Annotated in this window: 16 protein-coding genes, 1 pseudogene and 1 riboswitch; of the genes and pseudogenes, 10 read left to right on the top strand and 7 right to left on the bottom strand. The window is 67.4% G+C overall.

Features of this window, described 5'->3' with window-relative positions:
- The 6 genes from ACIQ67_RS03590 (at position 1) to ACIQ67_RS03565 (ending at position 9140) form a co-directional block, all read left to right on the top strand.
- Entirely contained in the window at positions 1–687 is a 687-nt protein-coding gene (locus ACIQ67_RS03590; protein WP_397532984.1) for an MSMEG_1061 family FMN-dependent PPOX-type flavoprotein, read from the top strand.
- Between the two features lie 98 nt (positions 688–785).
- Complete coding sequence (cysK, locus tag ACIQ67_RS03585; protein ID WP_397532983.1) at positions 786–1775, top strand: cysteine synthase A; 990 nt, start codon at positions 786–788, stop codon at positions 1773–1775.
- Complete coding sequence (locus ACIQ67_RS03580) at positions 1775–2134, top strand: thioredoxin domain-containing protein (RefSeq protein ID WP_397532982.1); 360 nt, start codon at positions 1775–1777, stop codon at positions 2132–2134. Before cysK ends, ACIQ67_RS03580 begins: the two co-directional genes overlap by 1 nt.
- Positions 2135–2252: 118 nt before the next feature.
- Positions 2253–7145 carry a PAS domain S-box protein gene (locus tag ACIQ67_RS03575; RefSeq protein WP_397532981.1) on the top strand — a complete coding sequence of 1631 codons (4893 nt, stop codon included), beginning with the start codon at positions 2253–2255 and terminating at the stop codon, positions 7143–7145.
- A gap of 49 nt (positions 7146–7194) precedes the next feature.
- On the top strand, positions 7195–7404 hold the full coding sequence (locus tag ACIQ67_RS03570; RefSeq protein WP_397532980.1) for an oxidoreductase-like domain-containing protein: 210 nt from the start codon (positions 7195–7197) through the stop codon (positions 7402–7404).
- Positions 7405–7544: 140 nt separating this feature from the next.
- Positions 7545–9140: a diguanylate cyclase domain-containing protein gene (locus ACIQ67_RS03565; protein ID WP_397532979.1), complete on the top strand. Its 1596-nt coding sequence runs from the start codon at positions 7545–7547 to the stop codon at positions 9138–9140.
- A 24-nt stretch (positions 9141–9164) separates the two neighbouring features.
- On the opposite strand, the gene modC is transcribed toward ACIQ67_RS03565, so the two are convergent.
- The 3 genes from modC to modA are packed head-to-tail and all read right to left on the bottom strand — an operon-like array spanning position 9165 to position 11710.
- Complete coding sequence (gene modC, locus ACIQ67_RS03560; protein WP_397532978.1) at positions 9165–10268, bottom strand: molybdenum ABC transporter ATP-binding protein; 1104 nt, start codon at positions 10266–10268, stop codon at positions 9165–9167.
- Positions 10265–10954, bottom strand: coding sequence for a molybdate ABC transporter permease subunit (gene modB, locus ACIQ67_RS03555; RefSeq protein ID WP_397532977.1), 690 nt, complete (start codon positions 10952–10954; stop codon positions 10265–10267). Before modB ends, modC begins: the two co-directional genes overlap by 4 nt.
- A 3-nt stretch (positions 10955–10957) precedes the next feature.
- The gene (gene modA / locus ACIQ67_RS03550; RefSeq protein WP_397532976.1) at positions 10958–11710 is read right to left on the bottom strand and encodes a molybdate ABC transporter substrate-binding protein; all 753 of its coding nucleotides are present in this window, start codon (positions 11708–11710) and stop codon (positions 10958–10960) included.
- Between the two features lie 67 nt (positions 11711–11777).
- Here modA and ACIQ67_RS03545 point away from each other — a divergent pair, with 67 nt between their 5' ends.
- The gene (locus tag ACIQ67_RS03545; RefSeq protein WP_397532975.1) at positions 11778–12542 is read left to right on the top strand and encodes a TOBE domain-containing protein; all 765 of its coding nucleotides are present in this window, start codon (positions 11778–11780) and stop codon (positions 12540–12542) included.
- A 20-nt stretch (positions 12543–12562) separates the two neighbouring features.
- On the opposite strand, the gene ACIQ67_RS03540 is transcribed toward ACIQ67_RS03545, so the two are convergent.
- Together ACIQ67_RS03540 and ACIQ67_RS03535 are read right to left on the bottom strand one after the other, a co-directional pair.
- Complete coding sequence (locus ACIQ67_RS03540; protein ID WP_397532974.1) at positions 12563–13378, bottom strand: prohibitin family protein; 816 nt, start codon at positions 13376–13378, stop codon at positions 12563–12565.
- A gap of 92 nt (positions 13379–13470) precedes the next feature.
- Complete coding sequence (locus ACIQ67_RS03535; RefSeq protein ID WP_397532973.1) at positions 13471–13866, bottom strand: rhodanese-like domain-containing protein; 396 nt, start codon at positions 13864–13866, stop codon at positions 13471–13473.
- A gap of 37 nt (positions 13867–13903) precedes the next feature.
- On the opposite strand from ACIQ67_RS03535, the gene ACIQ67_RS03530 reads away from it, so the two are divergent.
- Positions 13904–14968, top strand: a complete 1065-nt coding sequence (locus ACIQ67_RS03530) for a homocysteine S-methyltransferase family protein (protein ID WP_397532972.1) — start codon at positions 13904–13906, stop codon at positions 14966–14968.
- 24 nt (positions 14969–14992) lie between these two features.
- On the opposite strand, the gene ACIQ67_RS03525 is transcribed toward ACIQ67_RS03530, so the two are convergent.
- Complete coding sequence (locus tag ACIQ67_RS03525; protein ID WP_397532971.1) at positions 14993–16186, bottom strand: HD-GYP domain-containing protein; 1194 nt, start codon at positions 16184–16186, stop codon at positions 14993–14995.
- Between the two features lie 97 nt (positions 16187–16283).
- Positions 16284–16377: riboswitch (S-adenosyl-L-homocysteine riboswitch) on the top strand.
- A 61-nt stretch (positions 16378–16438) separates the two neighbouring features.
- Here ACIQ67_RS03525 and metH point away from each other — a divergent pair.
- A complete protein-coding gene (gene metH, locus ACIQ67_RS03520; protein ID WP_397532970.1) occupies positions 16439–19177 on the top strand; it encodes a methionine synthase in 2739 nt (912 codons plus the stop codon).
- 127 nt (positions 19178–19304) lie between these two features.
- On the opposite strand, the pseudogene ACIQ67_RS03515 reads toward metH, so the two are convergent.
- Positions 19305–20234 (bottom strand): annotated as a pseudogene (locus ACIQ67_RS03515) (ATP-binding protein); the annotation flags it as partial.
- A gap of 213 nt (positions 20235–20447) precedes the next feature.
- Between ACIQ67_RS03515 and ACIQ67_RS03510 the strand changes: the two are divergent.
- Positions 20448–21105: TorF family putative porin (locus ACIQ67_RS03510; RefSeq protein ID WP_397532969.1), on the top strand; the 658-nt coding region annotated here is incomplete at its 3' end.

Here is a 21105-nt window from a genome sequence, read left to right as displayed (position 1 = left end):
ATGAACAAGGACGACGCACCCTGGCTGGACCGCCGCCACGACCTGGCCGATCTGGCCGCGCTGCGCGCGATCTACCCCGACCCGGCGCTGGCCGGCGCCGCTGCACGAGCTACGCTGGACAAAGAGTGCAACCACATCCATGCGCTGTACCGCCCGTTCATCGAGGCCTCGCCCTTCTGCGTGTTGGCCACGCGTGACGCGCAGACCGGCCGCATCGATACCTCGCCGCGCGGCGATGCGCCGGGCACGCTGGTGGAGGTGGTCGATGAAGGGCGCACGCTCTTGATGCCCGACCGCCGCGGCAACAACCGCATCGACAGCCTGCGCAATCTGCTCAGCGATCCCGAACTGTCCCTGCTGTTCCTGATTCCTGGCTTCGGCGAGGCCTTCCGCGTGATGGGCCGCGGTCGGCTCAGCGCCGCACCGGCGCTGCTGCAGCGCTTTGCCGTGGCTGGTCCGGACGGTGAAAGCAGGCTGCCGCGCTCGGTGCTGGTGGTCGAGGTGCACAAGGTCTTCTTCCAGTGCGCCCGCGCCGTCAAGCGCTCGGGGCTGTGGGACCCGGCGGCGCAGGTCGAGCGGGCCAGCCTGCCGTCGACCGGCAGCATCATTGCGGCCTTGAGCGCTGGCTTCGATGCGCAGGCCTATGACGCCGCGCTGCCCGCCCGTCAGCAGCAGACGCTGTACTGAGCTTCATCGCTGGCGCGCATATCGAAGCAACGATTCGTTCTTTGACCGGCGGCGGCTCGCTGGCTACGCTTGCTTTCCCTGAAAAGCGAGGCCCGAGCATGAGCAGTAGCCGCATCTTCGACGACAACTCCCTGTCCATCGGACGCACGCCGCTGGTGCGTCTGAACCGCGTCACCGACGGTGCCGGCGCCGCCGTGCTGGCCAAGATCGAGGGCCGAAACCCGGCCTACTCGGTCAAGTGTCGCATCGGCGCTGCCATGATCTGGGATGCCGAGAAGCGCGGCCTGCTGGGCCCGGGCAAGGAGATCGTCGAGCCGACCAGCGGCAACACCGGCATCGCGCTGGCCTTCGTCGCAGCCTCGCGCGGCATCCCGGTCACGCTGACCATGCCCGAGACCATGAGCATCGAGCGGCGCAAGCTGCTGCTGGCCTATGGCGCCACCCTGGTGCTGACCGAAGGCGCCAAGGGCATGAAGGGCGCCATCGCCAAGGCCGAGGAGATCGCTGCCTCCAACCCGGCCCGTTATGTGCTGCTGCAGCAGTTCAAGAATCCGGCTAACCCGGCCATCCACGAAGCCACCACCGGCCCGGAGATCTGGGAAGACTCCGGCGGCGCGATCGACATTCTGGTCTCGGGCGTGGGCACCGGCGGCACCATCACTGGCATCTCGCGCTACATCAAGAAGACCCAGGGCAAGGCCATTCAGTCGGTGGCCGTCGAGCCCACGGCCAGCCCGGTGCTGACCCAGGCCCGCGCCGGCGAGGAGATCAAGCCCGCGCCGCACAAGATCCAGGGCATCGGCGCCGGCTTCGTGCCGGAGGTGCTCGACCTGTCGCTGGTGGACGCCGTCGAGCAGGTTAGCAACGAGGAAGCCATCGCCTTTGCTCGCCGCCTGGCGCGCGAGGAGGGCATCCTCGCGGGCATCTCCTGTGGCGCGGCGGCGGCGGTGGCGGTGCGCCTGGCTCACAAGCCCGAGAACGCCGGCAAGACCCTCGTCGTCGTGCTGCCGGATTCGGGTGAGCGCTATCTGAGCTCGGCCCTGTTTGAAGGCTTCTTCGACGCTGCCGGCTTGCCCGTCGCGGCCTGATGGCCCAGCTTCAACTGGCCTGTCTGTGCGCAGCCTGGTGCCGGCTGTGCGAGGCCTATGAGCCGGTGCTGAACGAGGTGGGCGCCGAGGTCGCCGCCGACGGCGTTGCCTTGCAATTGCACTGGATCGACATCGAGGACGAGGCTGCACTGGTGGGCGATTTCGATGTCGAGACCTTTCCGACGCTGGTGCTGCTCGACGAGCAGCAGGTGCACTTCGCTGGCCCGCTGACGCCGCAGCCCGAGACCTTGCGACGTCTGCTGCGCGCCTTGCTTGCCGACCTGACGGAACGCCGCCCCGCGGTGCCAGGCGAGGTCGAGGCATTCGCGCAGCGTCTGCGCCAGCGCGCCTGCGTCTGAGCCGCGCGGACCGCGCTGGCCCGCCTGGCTGTGACCGATACTTGGATGACCTGCCACTGATCGCACCCCGCAGCCGCGAATCGCTCCAATGCCGAGAAGGTCGAATGAAAACGCCCGCGTGTTGGCCTGGTCGGCTGCCGCGCTGGTGCTGGGCCTGTGCCTGAGCCTGGTGGCCGCCTGGAGCCAGGACTTTCACAACCGGCAGCAGGCGCAGGAGAGCTTTGCCGAGCAGGCTGAGCTGGTCAGTGATCAGCTGCTTCAGCGCATGCGCCTGTATGCCTATGGCCTGCGCGGCGCGCGTGGTGCCGTGGCCCTGGCGGGTGGCGAGGTGCTGACGCGCGAGCAGTTCCAGCGCTACAGCCGCACCCGGGATGTGGAGCACGAGTTTCCGGGCGCCCGGGGATTCGGCTTCATCCGCCGCGTGCCGCGTGAGCTGGAGGCGCGCTTCACGGCACGCGCCAGGGCCGATGGCTGGCCTGAATTCGCGATCCGCGAGTTGGGCCCGCATGAGGGTGAGCGCTTTGTCATCCAGTACATCGAGCCGGTTGAGCGCAACAGGGCGGCCGTGGGCCTGGACATTGCCTCCGAGACCAACCGCCGGCAGGCGGCGCTGTCCGCGATGCGCAGCGGTGAGCCCACGCTGTCCGGTCCGATCACGCTGGTGCAGCTGGAGGGCGAGAAGCAGCGCTCGCTGCTGCTGCTGCTGCCGGTCTACAGCGCCGGCATGCCGCTGCAGACGTCAGCGCAGCGCGAGGCCGCCACACTGGGCTGGACCTATGCGCCGCTGGCACTGAAGGAGGTGCTGTCGGACTTCGGCATTGCCGGCGCCAGCTATGACATTCGATTGCTGGACATCAGCGCGGGCAAGGCCGGCCAGTCGGGTGAGTTGGTGTTCGATTCGGCCGAGTTGGCCGGTACTGAGCGGGACTCCGTCGGCCAGGACACCGGCCTGCTGATGCGCAGCGTGCAAGAGGTGCTGGGTCGACGCTGGGTGATCGAGCTGCACGCCAGACCGAGCTTTGTTGAGCGGTTGAACCAGACCCGGCCGGGCACGGTGTTCCTGGCGGGTCTGCTGTCCACCTTGCTGCTGGCGGCCCTGGTCGGCGTGATCCGCGCCAGCCGTGCCCGTGCGCGCCAGCATGCCGACCAGCAGGCGCAGCTGGCCACCATCATCGAGAACTCGGCCGATGCCATCATCGGCGAGGGCCTGGACGGTCGCGTCATCCTTTGGAACCGGGCTGCCGATCAGCTGTTCGGTTACAGCGCGGCGCAGGCGCTGGGCAAGCCCTTGGCCAGCCTGCTGCTGGAAGATGGGCGCAGCCACGAAGACGCCGAGCTGCTGGCGCGAATCGTGCGGGGCGACCGCCTGCCGCCGTTCGATTCCACCCGCCGCGACGCGGACGGCCACAGCATTGACCTCTCTATCACCGCCAGTGCCATCCGTTCGCGCGGCGGCCGGGTCATCGGTCTGGCGCTGCTGATGCGCGATATCCGCGAGCGAAAGGATGCCGAGCGCCGCCTGCAGGATTTCAGCCAGAGCCTGGAGCAGCAGGTGGTCGAGCGCACGGCGGAGCTGGATGCGGCGCGGCGCGATATGCAGACGGTGCTGGACTCCGTGCCCTCGTTGATCGGCTACTGGGATGCCCAGCTGTGCAACCGCGTGGCCAATCAAGCCTACCTGTCCTGGTTTGGCATTCCGCCGGACAAGGTGCGCGGCATGACCATGCCCGCGCTGGTGGGCGAGCCCCTCTTCGCCAAGTTGCGGCCACGTGTGGAAGCGGCGCTGCGCGGTGAGCCCCAGCACTTCGAGTACACCTTGCAGCGGCCCGGCGGCGACGGGGAGCGTCACACGCTGGCTCAGTATCTGCCCGATGTGGCGGAGGGCCAGGTGCGCGGCTTCTACGTGATCGTGCACGACACCACCGAGGTCATGGTCAGCCGGCGCGCACTGGCCGCCGAGCGCCAGCGCCTGGCCAATGTGATCGAGGGCACCGATGTCGGCACCTGGGCCTGGAATCTGCACAGTGGCGAAATCACCCTGGACGAGCGCTATGCGGAGAAGCTCGGCTATCGCCTGGATGAGCTACTGCCTTTCAGTGTGACGACCTGGTTGAAGCTCAGCCATCCCGACGATGCACCGATCGCCCAGCAACGGCTGCGCTTGCACCTGAAGGGCGAACAGCCCTACTACGCCTGCGAGTACCGCATGCGCCACAAGTCGGGTGAATGGGTCTGGGTACACACCCGCGGTCGGCTGGCGAGCCGCACCGCCGACGGCCAGCCTGAATGGATGTACGGCACGCAGCAAGACATCACTGCGATCAAGACCGCCGAGCTGGAGCTGCGGCGTGTGGCGGGGCTGTTGGCCAGCGTGCTGCGCGCGGCCACCGAGCTGGCCATCATTGCGACGGATCCGCAAGGCACGATCACGATCTTCAATGCCGGCGCGGAGCGCCTGCTGGGCCATGCGGCGCAGGACATGGTCGGCAAGACCTCGCCCGCGGCGCTGCACCTGCCGCAGGAGCTGCAGGTGCGTGCTGCAACGCTGAGCGCCGAGTACGGCATGCCCATCGAGGGCTTCCGCGTCTTCGTGCACAAGCCCGAGCTTGAGGGCGCGGAGACCCGTGAGTGGAGCTATGTGCGCAAGGACGGCCAGGTGCTGCCAGTCTCGCTGGTGGTGACGGCGATGCGCGATGCGGCTGGCGTGATCACCGGCTATCTGGGCATTGCGCAGGATGTCTCCGAGCGCAAGCGCTTCGAGGCGGCGCTGCTGCATGCCCGGGATGTGGCGGAGCAGGCCAACGCGGCCAAGAGCATGTTCCTGGCCAATATGAGCCACGAGATCCGCACGCCGATGAATGCGGTGATCGGCATCTCGCACCTGCTGGAGCACACGGGGCTGGACGCGGATCAGCGCCAGCTGCTGGGCAAGCTGCAGATTGCCGGCCGTTCCTTGCTGGGCATCATCAATGACGTGCTGGATCTGGCCAAGATCGAGGCTGGCGAGATGCAGCTGGAGACAGCGCCGTTCAGCCCGGCCGAGCTGCTGGGCGAGCTGGCGGCCTTGTTCTCTGCGCAAGCTGAGGCCAAGTCCGTCGATCTGCGCGTGGATGGCAGGGCTGCGCTGCCGCCAGCGGTGATGGGCGATGCGCTGCGTCTGCGCCAGATCCTCTCCAATCTGATCAGCAATGCGCTCAAGTTCACCGAGCGCGGTGAGGTGCGTGTGAGCGTCGAGCCCGAGACGGATGCGCAGGATCACACCTGGCTGCGATGGAGCGTCAGCGACAGCGGCATCGGCATCGCGCCCGAGGTTTTGCCACAGCTCTTCGACCCCTTCTCGCAGGCGGATGCATCGACCACGCGCCGCTTCGGGGGTACCGGCCTGGGCTTGTCGATCGTGCGCCGTCTGGCGCGCATGATGGGCGGTGATGTCGAAGTGCAGAGCCGGCTTGGCGAGGGCAGCACCTTCACCGTGAAGCTGCCTTTCGAGACAGCCACACTGGCCATTGCTTCGGAATCGACCTTGGCCGGCATCGACGTCCTGCTGGTCGACGACAACCCCCGCGACCGCGAGCTGATGGCGGGCCTCTGCCGATCACTGGGCTGGCAGGTCACCGCGCTGGAGGGTGGCGAGCAGATGCTGGCCCACTTCCGCGCGCGCCGGGCGCGCGGACAGCTCGCACCTGACGCCCTGCTGGTGGATTGGCAGATGCCGGGTATGGACGGGCTGCAAGCCTTGCAGGCCCTGTTGAGCGAGCAGGGCGCTGACCGAGTTCCCGCTGCGCTGATCGTTTCTTCGCACGAGCGCGAGAGCCTGCGCAGCACGATCGAAGCCTGCCAGGAGAACAAGCCTGTGATCGACGAGGTGCTGACCAAGCCCTTGAGCGCGTCCGAGCTGTTTGACGCGGTGAACAAGGGCATCGCACGCTACACCGGTACGACCAGCCGTGTGGTGGCAGCGACGCGGCTGGACGCGATCGGGGCCCGGTGGCTCGAGGGCGTGCGCGTGCTTGTGGTCGATGACAGCGAGATCAATCTCGAAGTGGCGACACGCCTGCTGCAGCGCGAAGGTGCCCAGGTCCGAACCGCAGGCAATGGCCGCATCGCGCTGGACCTGCTGCAGGCACAGCCGCAGGCTTTCGATGTCGTTCTGATGGATGTGCAGATGCCCGAGATGGATGGCCACGAGGCTACCCGGCGGCTCCGCACCGAGCTCGGCTTGACGCAGTTGCCGGTGCTGGCGCTGACGGCTGGCGCCCTCGGAGAAGAGCGCCGCCGCGCCGAGGCGGCGGGCATGAACGACTTCCTTACCAAGCCGCTGGAGCCGCAGCGGCTCATTCGCGCTGTGCGCAGCGCGGTGGAGCGGGTGCGCGGCAGCGTGCTTCAGCTGGGCTCAGCAGCGCGCAGCAGTCCGGCGCTGCCGCAGGGCTGGCCGCCGATCGAGGGCATCAGCTCGGCCGAGGTGGCCGCGCGCCTGGGCGGTGATGCGGCCTTGTTCCTGCGCATGCTGGAGCGCCTTCTGCAGGAAACCGATGGCCCGGCGCTGACCCGCGCTGAAGGCCTGGAGACGGTGCCCCTGCGGCAGGCGCGAGCGGCCCAGCTGCACAAGCTCCGTGGCACGGCTGGCCTGCTGGGCGCACAAGCCTTGCAGCACTGCGCTGCCGAGGCCGAGCAGGCCTTGATGCAAGGCCGCGATGCCGTGCCGGCCCTGCAGGCCATGGCGCAGGCGCTTGAACAGCTGGCCGCGGCGGCTCAACCGGCGTTGGCCGGGCTGCATGCCGACGCGCAGCGGGCGGCGGAGCGCAGCGAGCCTGTTGCCCTGTCGGCTGGCGATCTGCAAAGCCTGCATACCCTGCTCGGGCAGCAGGACATGGCCGCGCTGGAACTGTTCGAACGACTGGGGCCGGGCCTGCAGCAGCGCATCGGCGACGTGCAGTTCGGTCGCTTGAGCGAAGCAGTGCAGGCGCTGGATTTCGCCACGGCGCAGGCGCTGCTCGATCTAGCGGCTTGAAGGGAGCCGGCTATGCTCGCGCCTCCGACCTTTCGAGACCCGAGATTCCGTGGACTTTCCGATCACTGACCGTGAGACCGCCCAGGCGGTGCTCGATCACCTGATGCAACGCGCCGCGGCGCGCGGCCTCGAACTGCGTGAGGCACCGCCCGAGCCGACCAGCTGCTGCGGCCGGGGCTGCAATGGCTGCGTGTGGGAAGGCTACTTTGCGGCGGTCGCCTACTGGCGCGACGAAGCCCTGCTGATGCTTGACGACTGAGCCCGCCACTGCTGGAGGCGGCGGCCGACTTCGTTAGACTCAGGCCGACCTGCCGTTCCATCTGTCTGCCCTGCCGTTGCAGGGTGATGAGGTGGCGCCACCTGCCAGCCTGGGGGCAAAGTCTTCTGAGGAGAGCGAACGTGAAGCACGAGGGACGGGCTCGCCTGGATGCTCGCGTGGGCAGCGAGGCCCTGTCCACGCTGCGCGCGCGCAAGCTCTCGTTGCGGCAGAGCCTGGCCCTGCTGGTGCTGCTGTGCGCGCTGCCGGCACTGCTGGTGTCGATCTACCTGGCCCTGATGAACCTGCAGCTGAAGCGGCAGGCGCTCTACAGCGAAGCCGAGGTTCTGGCGCGGCGCATCGGCGCCCAGCTCGACAGCGAGTTCTCAGCCATTGAATCGGGGCTCAGGGTGTTGGCGACATCCGAGGCGCTGCGCGAGGGCCAGCTTGAACGCTTCCGCAGTGTGGCCGGCGCTGCACTGGAGACCCAGACGGTCTACAACTACGTGCTCACCGACAGGGCGGGCCGACAGGTGATGAACACGGTCAGACCCTGGGGCAGCGCGCTGCCACAGACAGGCACGCCCGCACAGATCGGGCAGGTCTTCAGCCGCGGCGAGACCGTGCTGACGGATTTGTTTCCTGGGCCGGTGGTGGGAAGGCCGGTGCTGGCGATGGGTGTGCCCGTACTGCAGGGCAGCGAGGTCGTCTACAGCTTGAACGTGGGGCTGTCGCCGGATCGCATCAATCAGGTTCTGCGAAGCCAGCCTTTGCCAGAAGGCTGGCTGGTGGCGGTGCTGGACAGCTCGGGCACCATCGTCGGCCGCTCCCGCGATGCTGAGCGCTTTCTGGGTCAGCAGGCCGTGCCCGCCTTGCTGGAGCGGGTGCGGTCTCGGACCACCGGCTCGCTTGAAACCGTCACCAAGGAAGGGCAGCGCGTGATGACTGTTCACCTGCCGCTGCCGCGCTGGTCCTGGACGGTGGCGATCGGAGCCCCGAAGGCGCTCTACGAAGCGCAGCTGGCGCGCTTGGCGGGCTTCCTGGCCGCTGCGCTGGCGCTTTTCGGCCTCGGTCTGTGGCTGGCCGTGCGGCAGGCCAATCGCGTCTTGTCCTCGGTGCAGCAGCTCAACGCCGCGGCGCTGGCTCTCGGTGATGGCCGGCCGGTGCGTTTGCCGGCCGTGCAGCTGCATGAGGCACAGGCGGTCGGGCAGGCCATCGTCCAGGCCTCGCAGCTGATGGCGGATGTCCGGCATCGGGCCAACCATGATCTGCTGACCGGGCTGGCCAACCGTGGCCTTTTCCTTGAGCTGGCGCAGTTGCAGCTTGCCAGCGCCGAGCGTGAGCTCGCGCCCGTGGCGCTGCTGGCCATCGATCTGGACAACTTCAAGCCGGTCAACGATGAGCAGGGGCATGCGTGCGGAGACCTGCTGCTGAAGACGGTCGCAACGCGCATCCAGCAGAGCATCCGCGCCAACGATGTCGCGGCGCGAACCGGTGGCGATGAGTTCCTGGTCTTGCTGGCCCGTGCCGATGAGGCAGCGGCCGTGGAGCTCAGCCGGCGCCTGCTGGCGGCGCTGCGCCAACCTTATGAGGGCGTGCGCGTCGAGGTCTCAGCCAGTATCGGCATTGCGGTCTATCCTCATGCCGGGCAAACGCTGGCGCGGCTGCTGGAAAGCGCCGACCGCGCGCTTTATGCGGCCAAGCGCGCAGGGCGTGACACCTGCTCGGTGGCGCGCTGAGCCGCCCTTGCGGCCTGGAGCATCTCAGCCCACCAGCGCTGCTGATTTCAGCTGCACCCAGACCGGCACGCCCGGCGCCAGCGCCAGCGTGTCCACCGCGCGCCGCGTCAGGCGTGCCAGCACCAGCGAATTCCCGCAGCGCAAGCGCACCAGTGCCTGCGCCGCATGGCGGTCTGGCAAGATGGCGTCGACGAGGCCGGGCCAGTGGTTCTGCACGCTGGTGGCCTGCGGCTGGTCCATCGTCAGGCTGATGTCGCGCGCCAGGAGCCGCAGCCGCACCGGGCGGCCCAGCGCAAGCCCGGTATCGCGCAGCCAGACGCTGCCGCCATCGAAGGCGATGCGCAGCAGTCCGTAAGCGGCATCGCGCTCGGCCACCTGGCCACTCAGCAGCGTGGCGGCATCCTCGCCGAACAGATCGGGCGCGTCGTCGCGCAGCATCAGCGCGCTGATGGGCCCCTGCGCCAGCGCGCGGCCCTGACGGAGCAGCACCAGGGTGTCGGCCAGCCGCGCCACCTCGTCAGCCGCATGGCTGACATAGACCATGGGCAGGGCCAGCTCATCCCGCAGCCGCTCCAGCCAGGGCAGGATCTCGTGGCGGCGTTCGGCATCCAGTGCGGCCATCGGCTCGTCCAGCAGCAGCAGGCGTGGCTGGGTGGCCAGCGCGCGCGCAATCGCCACACGCTGGCGCTCGCCGCCCGAGAGCTGATGTGGCTGGCGTGCCAGCAAGGCGCCAATGCCCAGCAACTCGACGGCCTGGGCCAGAGTCACCTCGCCCGAGCGGCCCGCCGTGCGCTTTAGGCCGTAGCGCAGGTTGCCGCTTACATCGAGATGGTCGAACAGGCTGGCTTCCTGGAACACATAGCCCAGCGGGCGGCGCCAGGTGGGCAGAAAAAGGGCTTGCGCGTCGTCCTGCCAGCGGTCCTCGCCGATGCGGACCAGTCCGCGGCCTTGGCGTTCCAGACCGGCGATGCAGCGCAGCACCGTGGTCTTGCCCGAGCCTGAGGCGCCGAACAGCGCCGTGATGCCGCGGCTCGGGAATCGCAGGTCCACATCAAGGCTGAAATCCGCGCGTTGCAGTTGCAGGCGCACTTCGCAGTCCGGCACTGGCTGCTGAGAGTGCTCTGTCATCGGGCCACCCGGCTCTGGCGCCGGCTCAGCAGGTTCAGTGCCACCAGAACCAGGAAGGAGAACAGCAGCATCGCCGCCGCCAGCGCATGGGCCTGGCGGTACTCCATTGCCTCCACATGGCCGTAGATCAGCATCGAGATCAGCTGGGTCTGGCCCGGGATGTTGCCACCAATCATCAGCACCACGCCGAATTCACCCAGCGTGTGCGCGAAGCTCAGCACCGCTGCCGTCAGCAGCCCCGGCCGGGCCAGCGGCAGCGCCACACTGAAGAAGGCGTCCAGCGGGCTGGCGCGCAAGGTGGCTGCGGCTTCCATGGGCCGCGCGCCGATGGCTTCGAAGGCGCGCTGGATCGGCTGCACCGCAAAGGGCAACGAGTAGATCAGCGAACCGATCAGCAAGCCGCTGAAGCTGAAGGTCAGACGGCCCAGGCCGAGCGATTCGCTCAGCGATCCCAGCGGGCCATGCGGCCCCAGCGCCACCAGCAGGTAGAAGCCCAGCACCGTGGGCGGTAGTACCAGTGGCAGCGTGACCAGGGCCGAGACCAAGGCCTGCCAGCGCGAGCGGCTGTGAGCCAGCCACCAGGCCAGCGGCGTTGCCAGCAGCAGCAGCAGCAAGGTGGTCGCGGCGGCCAGCTTGAGCGTCAGCCAGATGGCAGGCCAGGCGGCAGGTCCGAACCAGGCATCCATCGATCAGAACCCGTAACCATAGCGGGCGGCGATGCGCCGCGCGGCGTCGCCGCGAAGATAGGCCAGCAACGCGCTGGCCGCGGCCTTGTCCTTGCCGGGCAGCAGCAGGATGGCGTCCTGGCGCAAGGGCGCATGCAGATCGGCCGGCACGATCCAAGAAGAACCTTGGCTGATCACACCGTCCTTCTGTACCTGGGACAGCGCGACGAAGCCCAGCGGCGCGCCGCCGCTGGCGACGAACTGGTGTGCCTGGGTGATGCTCTTGCCTTGCACCAGTCGCGGCTGCCATGCGTCGAGCAGTCCAAGCTTGGCGAGCACGTCGACAGCGGCCTGGCCATAAGGCGCCAGCTTGGGGTCGGCGATGGCGAGGCGATCGATGCGGCCGTTTCGCAGCACGGCGCCGCCGGCATCGACCAGGCCGGCTTGTGTGCTCCACAGCACCAGGCGCCCGGTGGCATAGCTGAAGCGTGTGCGCTCCAGCGCCAGGCCTTCGGTGGCCAGCTTGGCGGGCGTGCGGTCGTCGGCGGCGAGCAGTACCTCGAAGGGCGCAGCGTTGCGGATCTGCGTGTAGAAGGCGCCGGTGGCACCGAAGCTCAGCACGGCCTTGTGGCCGGTGTCGCGCTCGAAGGCGGCGGCGATCTCACGCATCGGCGCGCTGAAGTTGGCGGCCACCGCCACCAGGACTTCATCCGCATGCGCCAGTCCAGCCAGAAGGAGCAGCGCGCTACCGAGAAAAGTTCGCGACAATCGCTTCATTGTTGCGTCGCTATTCATCAATGGAATAGCGAAAGTATAGCCACAGCCCTTTGCCTTCCAGCCCCGCATGCCGAATCGCCGCTCCGAACAGATGCAGCAAGCGCTGGCCCATCCCTTGGCCGACAAGCGCATCGAGATTCTGCGTGCCGTGGGCGGCTGCGGCTCGATCTCCGCCGCGGCGCGGCGGTGCGGCGTCAGCTACAAGGCGGCTTGGCAGGCACTGGATACGCTGAGCAATCTGGCCGGCGCCTCGCTGGTGGCCAAGGCGGTGGGTGGCCGCGGCGGCGGCGGTGCGCAGCTGACCGCCGAGGGCGAGCAGCTGCTGCGCGCAGCGGGGCTGCTGGAACAGGCGCGCCGCGAGGTGATGGGTCGGCTGGCACCTGGCCGCAGCGCAGCGGCCTTGCCCGCGGCACTGGGCTTGCGCACCAGCATGCGTAATCAGCTCCCCTGCACGCTGCAGGCGATGAAGCCGCATCGCGGCGCGCTGGAGGTTGTGTTGCTGCTGGGCGATGGTGAGGGCCGCATCCGTTCGCGCATCACGCGTGAGAGTGCGCAACTGCTGGGCCTGCAGACCGGACAGCGCGTACTGGCCTTGTGCAAGGCGACGGCGGTGGAGGTGCTGGCCCAGGCGCCAGCCGCCGAGGGGCGCAACCTGCTGGCCGGCGAAGTGCAGCGCCTGAGCCGCGCGCGCTATGGCGGCGAGGTGGCTTTGCGCCTGCCCGGCGGCGAGAACCTGGTGGGCTTTTGCGGGCCGGACAGCGGCCTGCGCCTGCGCGGGGCGGCCTGGGCGGTGTTTTCAGACGCAGCCGTCGTGCTGGCGCTGGCGGACTGAGTCGCCGCCGCGGCCGCGGATCACTGCGGCTTGAGCTGCACGAATGGCGTGGCGCCGCCGGTGACCTGCGGCAGCTTGCCGTCCCATTTGCGGATCGCCTCGGCCTCGTTTTCCAGCTGCTTGAGGCGCAGCAGGTCGGGCGTGATCTCCAGGCGCTTGGCCTTCAGCGATTCGGCCTCGCCGCGCGCCTTGGCCAGCGCCTGCTCGGCTTCCACCTTGATGCGCTCCAGATCGCGCTCGGCCGTGAGCTTCTTCTGCTCGGCCTCGACCTTGGCCTCGATGGCCTTGTCGAACACGGCCGAGAAGTCGTAGTTGACCGCGGCCAGCGAGTCGACGATGACGCCATGACGCTTCAGCCGCTGCTCCAGCGCATCGCGGATCTTGCCGCTGACCTCGGTGCGCTTTGTCACCAGTTCCTCGGCGGTGTACTGGGCTGCGATGGCCTTGGTGGCCTCCTGCGCGGCGGGCTCGATGACGCGCACGGCGACCGCTTGCTCGTTGCCGATGGCCTGGTAGGTCTGTGCCACCAGCACCGGGTCCAGGCGCCAGTTCAGCGCAGCCGAGACCGAGACCTGCTGCAGGTCGCGCGAGGCGGCAACGCCCTTGCCCTCGCTCTTTTGCAGGCGCACATCGATCATGTGCACGCGGTTGACCACTGGCACGACGAAGTGGATGCCTTCGCCCAGCGGCTCTTGGTCCACCTTGCCGAAGGTGGTGATCACGCCACGCGTGCCGGACTGCACGATGCGGATCGGGCTGAGCACGGCGAAGAAGATGTAGAGGGCCACCAGGGCCAGGGCGATGCGGACGATCCAGGCAACGATGTTCTGAGTCACGGAAATCCTTCAGCGCGGCCACCATGCCGCAGGCGCGAGGCTAGCAGCGCGGCGGCGTTTGGCCCATGGCACCAAAGGGTGAGTCGCAGCGGCTACATCTGCTCCCAGGGCAGGCCGTCATGGCGCCAGCCGTTCAGCCGGCCGCGCTGGAAGTTCTCGTCCAGATCGCCCTCGAAGCCGTGCAGCACATTGATCACTTCGCTGAAGCCGGCGGCCTCAAGCGCCTGGCCGGCGGCCACGGTGCGGGCACCTGAACGGCACAGCAGCACCACCGGGCAGCTCAGATCGCCGCCCACCTCGCGCCGCACCTGGTCCACGAAACGTTCCGGCTGGGCTTCCATCTCCGGGTACTCGTACCATGACAGATGCACGACGCCGGGTGGGTGGCCAACATAGAGGTACTCCAGCTCCATGCGGACGTCGAGGAACAGCGCGTCCGGGTGCTGGCTGAGAAAGGCGTGGGCCTCTTTGGGGAGTAGGTGCTTCATGGCCTGAGGGTATTGACGCGCTTCATACAATGGCGACATGAACACCCAGGTCCCTGCCTCATCTGCCTACACGCGCGGCGCGTCGCTGCCCGGCATTCTGCAACAGCGCATCGTCATCCTCGATGGCGCGATGGGCACGATGATCCAACGCTACAAGCTCGGCGAGCAGGATTACCGCGGTACGCGCTTTGCCGAGCATGCCAAGGACCTGAAGGGAAACAACGACCTGCTGGTGCTGACCAAGCCCGAGGTCATCAGCGAAATCCACGAGCAGTACCTGGCGGCCGGCGCCGACATCATCGAGACCAACACCTTTGGCACCACCTCGGTGGCACAGGAGGACTATGACCTGGCCGAGTACGCCTACGAGATGAATGTCGCCGCCGCAAAGTTGGCACGCGCCGCCTGCGACAAGCATTCGTCAGTCGACAAGCCACGCTTCGCGGCCGGCGCCCTGGGCCCGACCCCGCGCACCGCCAGCATCAGCCCTGACGTCAACGACCCCGGCGCCCGCAATGTCGATTTCGACACCTTGAAAGCGGCCTACTACGAGCAGGCCAAGGGCCTGCTGGATGGCGGCGTGGACCTGTTCCTGGTCGAGACCATCTTCGACACGCTGAACGCCAAGGCGGCGATCTTTGCGCTGGATGAGCTGATGGAAGATACCGGTGAGCGCTTGCCGGTGATCATTTCCGGCACCGTCACCGATGCCTCGGGCCGCATCCTGTCGGGCCAGACCGTCACCGCCTTCTGGCACTCGGTGCGGCACGCGCGGCCGCTGGCCATCGGCCTGAACTGCGCGCTTGGCGCCACGCTGATGCGGCCCTATGTGGAAGAGCTGGCCAAGGTGGCCGGCGATACCGCGATCAGCTGCTATCCGAATGCCGGACTGCCCAACCCGATGAGCGACACCGGCTTCGATGAGACGCCCGAGGTGACGGGCCGGCTGATGAAGGAGTTCGCGGCCAGCGGCTTCCTGAATATCGCCGGCGGCTGCTGCGGTACGACGCCGGCGCATATCGCGGCGATCGCGCAGAACGTCTCGGCCTACAAGCCGCGCGCCTGCGGTCACAAGTTCTTCAGCGAACTGGTGGACGCCTGAGCTTGCCTAGCGGCAGGAGCGGGCTCAGGGCCTGACCAGCTTGCCCAGATTGACGTGCAGCTTCAGCTCATGCGGCGCCAGGCTGGCGCTGATGGCCTGGGCGGCCAGGCGTGTGTCGCGCGTGACGGGCTCGCTCCAGGGCGCGCCGCTCTTGCCCAGCAGCGAGGCCACGACCGGCTCGTTGGCGCTGTGGCCGCGTTTGTGCACGATGCCCACCTCGCCGCTGGCCAGGCGCACCAGCGAGCCGGGCGGGTACAGGCCGATAGCCTTGATCAGCGCGGCGCCGACCTCGTCCGGCTGCCCCAGTTCATCCAGATAGACCGCACGTGCGGCCGCTGCCGCTGACAGCGCCTTGCGCGAGCGGCGCGGGCTCAGTCGTGCGCCATAGATATCGGCACGACACAGCACGCGCGCCATCTGGTCGGGCATGCTGCGGCTGGACAGCGGGCCGGGGCCGGCTTCATGATGCAGGCGCACCACCTGCAGCCACAGCGAGTCCTGCACGCCCAGTGCGCGCAGCAGCTCGGCGCCACGGTCGCCATGCGCGGCAAGTTCGCGGCGGTGCATCTCTCCGGGCTTGTCGGACTGGGAGGCCAGGCGATCCTGCAAAGTGCTGATGGCGATATTCATCGACAGCGCCGCCTGGGCCAGCACCTGGCGCAGATCGTCCGCCCAGCCCAGCTGGCGCGCGCATTGGTCGGCCAGCGCCAATGTCAGCAGACCATGACGGGCGCTGTAGTGCTCGAAGCCCTGACCGGCTTCAAAGATCAGCAGCAGCAGCGTCTCGTCGGATTGGTTCAGCAGACGGGTCTGCAGCTCCTGCAGCACAAGGTCGAAGCGCTGCAGGAAATCCTCGGCCCGGGGTTCGCGCAGCAGCGCATGCGCGCGCAGCTGCAGGTCCGCCCAGGCGGCCAGGTTGCTGACGGTGGGCTTGGAGTCGCGCTCGGCACGGAAGCCGGCCGGACGCGCATTGGCGATGGCGCCCAGCGTGGCGCCCTGGTGCATCAGCGTGTCGGCCTGGTGGGCGACGGCGCGCTGGTAGTCCTTGGTTTCATGCGGCTGCACCCAGCCGCCCTGCAGCATCAAGGTCTGCCCCAAGGGGCTGTTGCGCAGCACCTGGCCACGCGCCAGCAGCAGCTTGCCTTCGGCGTCGTAGATCGAATAGTCCAGCACCTGGCCGAGGCGCAGGGCTTGGGGGGGCAGATGGATCAGTTCCAAGATGTCTCGCAGAGGGTCTTAGCGTCATTGTCGGCCTGCATCCACTCCAGCTTGAGGACTTGGTCCACGGTAGGCAGCGCCGCGCGTAAAATTGCTCGGGTTCGAGGAGCGCTGCGACGGCCAGTTCAGGGATTGGCTGCCAGGCTCGAACCCCGGGATGCGTCCATCCCGCTCAACGGCGCTCACCGAGTCACCATTTCCACGTGGCCGCGGTGAGTTCGCGGCCCGTCACCTGTTGTCGAGATAGCCGCCATGACCACCACCGTCACGCTCCAGACCCCGCCATCGATGAAGCTCTCCGGGCTTGAGCCGGTGCTGATCGGCGAGGGCAGCCTGTTCGTCAATATCGGTGAGCGCACCAATGTGACCGGCTCCAAGGCCTTCGCGCGCCTGATCCTCAACAGCCAGTTCGAGGAAGCGCTGGCGGTGGCGCGCCAGCAGGTCGAGAACGGCGCGCAGATCATCGACATCAATATGGACGAGGCCATGCTGGACAGCAAGGCGGCGATGGTGCGATTCCTGAATCTGATCGCCTCCGAGCCCGAGATCGCGCGCGTGCCCATCATGATCGACAGCTCCAAGTGGGAGGTGATCGAGGCGGGCCTGAAGTGCATCCAGGGCAAGGGCATCGTCAATTCGATCTCTATGAAGGAGGGCGAGGACGAGTTCCGCCGCCAAGCCAAGCTGGTGCGCCGCTATGGCGCGGCGGCGGTGGTGATGGCCTTCGACGAGAAGGGCCAGGCCGATACATTCGAGCGCAAGATCGAGATCTGCGAGCGCGCCTACAAGGTCCTGGTCGATGAAGTCGGCTTCCCGCCCGAGGACATCATCTTCGACCCGAACATCTTCGCGATCGCCACCGGCATTGAGGAGCACGACAACTACGCGGTCGATTTCATCAACGCGACGCGCTGGATCAAGCAGAACCTGCCGGGCGCCAAGGTGTCGGGCGGCGTCTCGAACGTGAGCTTCAGCTTCCGCGGCAACGATCCGGTGCGCGAGGCTATCCACACGGTGTTCCTGTATCACGCCATCCAGGCGGGCCTGGACATGGGCATCGTCAATGCCGGCATGGTGGGCGTCTATGACGAGCTGGAGCCGGTGCTGCGCGAGCGTGTGGAAGACGTGGTGTTGAACCGCCGACCTGATGCCGGCGAGCGCCTGATCGAGGTGGCCGAAAGCGCCAAGGGCGCGGCCAAGGACGACAGCGCGCGCCTGGCCTGGCGCGCTGGCGATGTCAACGCACGCCTGTCGCATGCGCTGGTGCATGGCATCACCGACTTCATCGTCGAAGACACCGAGGAAGCCTGGGTCGCCATCAAGGCCGGCGGCGGCCGCCCGCTGCATGTGATCGAAGGCCCGCTGATGGCCGGGATGAACATCGTCGGCGACCTGTTCGGACAGGGCAAGATGTTCCTGCCGCAGGTGGTGAAGAGCGCGCGGGTGATGAAGTCCGCAGTGGCCCATCTGGTGCCCTATATCGAGGAAGAGAAGCGCCAGCTCGAGGCAGCCGGCGGCGATGTCAAACCCAAGGGCAAGATCGTCATCGCCACCGTTAAGGGCGATGTGCACGACATCGGCAAGAACATCGTCACCGTGGTCCTGCAATGCAACAACTATGAAGTCGTGAACATGGGCGTGATGGTGCCCTGCCAGGACATCCTGGCTAAGGCCAAGGTGGAAGGCGCCGACATCATCGGCCTGTCTGGCCTGATCACGCCCAGCCTGGAAGAGATGCAGCATGTGGCCGCCGAGATGCAACGCGACGACTACTTCCGCATGAAGAAGATCCCGCTGCTGATCGGCGGTGCCACCTGCAGCCGCGTGCACACCGCAGTGAAGATCAGCCCTCACTACGAGGGCCCGGTGGTCTATGTGCCGGATGCCTCGCGTTCGGTGGGTGTGTGCACCGAGCTGCTCAGTGACGACCGCGCCGCGGCCTATATCGCCGAGCTGAAGGCCGATTACGACAAGGTGCGCGAACTGCACGCCAACAAGAAGCAGACGCCGCTGGTGACGCTGGCGCAGGCGCGTGCAAACAAGCTGCAGCTGGACTGGGCGGGCTACCAGCCGCCAGCCCCGCAGTTCACCGGCCGGCGCGTGTTCAAGAACTACGACCTGGCCGATCTGGCCGAATGCATCGACTGGGCGCCCTTCTTCCAGACCTGGGACCTGGCCGGCCCGTTCCCGGCCATCCTGAAGGACGAGATCGTCGGCGCCGAGGCGCAGCGTGTGTTCAGCGACGGTAAGCGCATGCTGCAGCGCCTGATCGAAGGCCGCTGGCTGACCGCCAATGCGGTGCTGGGCTTGTACCCGGCTGCGCAGGTGAATGACGATGACATCGAGATCTACCGCGACGAGAGCCGCAGCGAGGTGCTGATGACCTGGCGCGGGCTGCGCATGCAGAGCGAGCGGCCGGTGGTGGATGGTGAAAAGCGACCGAACCGTTGCCTGGCGGACTACGTCGCGCCGAAGGGGGCGGTGCCGGATTACATCGGCCTGTTCGCCGTGACTGCCGGGATTGGCTGCGAGAAGAAGGAAGCGCAGTTCCTGGCCGACCATGACGATTATTCGGCCATCATGCTGAAGGCCTTGGCCGACCGCCTGGCCGAAGCGCTGGCCGAACGTCTGCATCAGCGCGTGCGGCGCGAGTTCTGGGGCTATGCGGCGGACGAGGCGCTGTCCAACGAAGCACTGATCGCCGAGCAGTACCGCGGCATTCGCCCGGCGCCAGGCTATCCGGCCTGCCCGGATCACCTGGTCAAGCGCGATCTGTTCCGCACGCTGACACCCGAAGAGATCGGCATGGGCCTGACCGAGAGCATGGCGATGACGCCAGCGGCCAGCGTCAGCGGCTTCTACTTCGCCCACCCGGAAGCGGCCTATTTCAATGTCGGCCGCATCGGCGACGATCAGCTGAAGGACTGGGCCGCGCGCATGGCGCTGGACGAGCTTGCGGCACAGCGTGCGCTGGCGCCGCTGCTGTCATGAGCCGTTAAGCGCTGCTGACGGCTGGCGGGCGAGCGCAGGCCTGGATCGGGCGCCTCAGCGCGCCCCAGGCAGGCAATGTCGCAGCTGAAGGGCTTCAACCATGTGTGCGCTGCTGATGATGGGGCTGGCCGCTAGATCGGCCCTGGTAGCGCGCCACCTGATCGGCTGCGCAGCGGCATTCGCGCAAGGGATTGCCCAGTTGGCCGCAAGGGCAGGGGCTCATCGCGGCGATCAATTGGAAGCGAGCCGGGAACTCGGTGCTGCGCGCTGCGCTGGCGATCTGGCCGCGGCCGGTCTCCAGCGGTTCGCGCAGCGCCTCCAGCGCCGGCCGCGGGTATTCGGGCAGCACATCCAGGAACAGCATCCCATGCTGTGCCGGCGAGATCTCGCCGGACCTGGGCGGTGATCCGCCACCGACCAGGGCCACGCTGGAGGCCGTTTGGTGTGGCGTGCGCATCACGCGCTGGCCCCACCGGCTGGCGTCGAACTGTCCGGCCAGGCTCAGCACGGCCGCGGATTCCAGCGCTTCGTCCTCGCTCAGCGGTGGCAGCAGGTCGGGCATGACGGCCGGTGCCAATGCCGCCACCATTTCCAGCAGGTGTGCGGCCTGCCGCACGGCGACGCCAGGCACCAGGGCGGCCTCGGTGGCACTGCTCACCGGGCGCAGTTCGCCAGCCAGCGACAGTTCGCCCGCGCATTCCAGCTTGTTCTGCTGGGCCATGTCGAGCTGGCCGCTGGCCGCCAGGATGCCCAGTGCGATAGGAATGCCGAAGCGGCGGCCTTCCTTGGGCAGGTCGGCGGGCGCCAGAGTGACCGTGATGCGCTTGTTGTGAGGAAAGGACAGGCCGCTGTTCAGCAGGGCCGCACGCACGTGCTCGCGCGATTCCTTGACTTCGGTTTCGGCCAGACCGACCTGGGTGAAATCGGGCAAGCCATTGGCCAGGTGCACTTCAACGCTGACGGGGGCTGCCTTCAGTCCGTCGAGGGCTCGGCTGTGGATTGACGGCAAGTGACATCGCTTGAGCTCCTCAGGAGGCTGGGGTTTGCTCGGTTTCAAGGCGGGCACGACCGAGTGGCGCACGGGATTGGGGCGCGCACCGAAGCGGCGCATCCTGCTGCATGCCCCTGCTTGGTGCATAACCAGGCGACCCCAAGGCATTCCCTGTCGTCGCAAGCCTGAAACAGGCGTGCTTGATGCTGGCACGGAAGCTGCAAAGAAGGGGATGTCGTCCAAAGTTCTTCTAATCAATCCACCTGAGGAGAGTCATCAATGAAAACGATTCTTGCCGCACTCGCTGCCACGCTGGCCTTGTCTTCCCTGCCGGTGCATGCCCAGGAAGCGGCTGATCCTTTGTCGTTCAATGCCAGCGTGACCAGCGACTATCGCTACCGCGGCCTCTCCCAGACCCGCCTGAAGCCCGCCGTGCAGGCCGGTGTGGACTACGCCCACGCCAGCGGCTTCTACGTCGGTGCGTGGGGCTCCAGCATCAAGTGGATCAAGGACAGCGGCGGCGATTCCAATGTGGAAATCGATGTCTACGGCGGCTACAAGACTGAAATCACGCCCGGCGTGACGCTGGACGTGGGCGTGCTGACCTACAACTACCCGAGCAACAAGCTGGCCGTCAGCGCGAACACCACCGAGCTGTATGGCGCGATGAGCTACGGGCCTGTGACGGCCAAGTACTCGCACAGCACGACCAATCTGTTCGGCTTTGCCAACAGCAAGGGCAGCGGTTACTTCGACCTGTCGGCCACCTTCGATCTGGGCGACGGCTACACGCTGACCCCGCACATCGGCTACCAGAAGGTCAAGAACAACAGCGACTTCACCTACACCGACTACTCGCTGACGGTGAACAAGGACTTCGGCGGCTTCCTGTTTGGCGTGGCCCTGGTCGACACCAACACCAAGGCCTATGTGGGCC

This window comes from Roseateles sp., from assembly GCF_044373315.1.
GTDB lineage: Bacteria > Pseudomonadota > Gammaproteobacteria > Burkholderiales > Burkholderiaceae_C > JACDQM01.
The sequence above is the reverse complement of the archived record's forward strand: the minus strand, read 5'-3'. Positions and strand labels throughout refer to the sequence as shown.

Excerpts from the sequence above, each read along its gene's own strand:
- ACIQ67_RS03590 (WP_397532984.1), top strand. The coding sequence starts at position 1 with ATGAACAAGGACGACGCACCCTGGCTGGACCGCCGCCACGACCTGGCC.
- cysK (WP_397532983.1), top strand. The coding sequence starts at position 786 with ATGAGCAGTAGCCGCATCTTCGACGACAACTCCCTGTCCATCGGACGC.
- ACIQ67_RS03580 (WP_397532982.1), top strand. The coding sequence starts at position 1,775 with ATGGCCCAGCTTCAACTGGCCTGTCTGTGCGCAGCCTGGTGCCGGCTG.
- modC (WP_397532978.1), bottom strand. The coding sequence starts at position 10,268 with ATGACAGAGCACTCTCAGCAGCCAGTGCCGGACTGCGAAGTGCGCCTG.
- modB (WP_397532977.1), bottom strand. The coding sequence starts at position 10,954 with ATGGATGCCTGGTTCGGACCTGCCGCCTGGCCTGCCATCTGGCTGACG.
- modA (WP_397532976.1), bottom strand. The coding sequence starts at position 11,710 with ATGAAGCGATTGTCGCGAACTTTTCTCGGTAGCGCGCTGCTCCTTCTG.
- ACIQ67_RS03545 (WP_397532975.1), top strand. The coding sequence starts at position 11,778 with ATGCCGAATCGCCGCTCCGAACAGATGCAGCAAGCGCTGGCCCATCCC.
- ACIQ67_RS03535 (WP_397532973.1), bottom strand. The coding sequence starts at position 13,866 with ATGAAGCACCTACTCCCCAAAGAGGCCCACGCCTTTCTCAGCCAGCAC.
- ACIQ67_RS03530 (WP_397532972.1), top strand. The coding sequence starts at position 13,904 with ATGAACACCCAGGTCCCTGCCTCATCTGCCTACACGCGCGGCGCGTCG.
- metH (WP_397532970.1), top strand. The coding sequence starts at position 16,439 with ATGACCACCACCGTCACGCTCCAGACCCCGCCATCGATGAAGCTCTCC.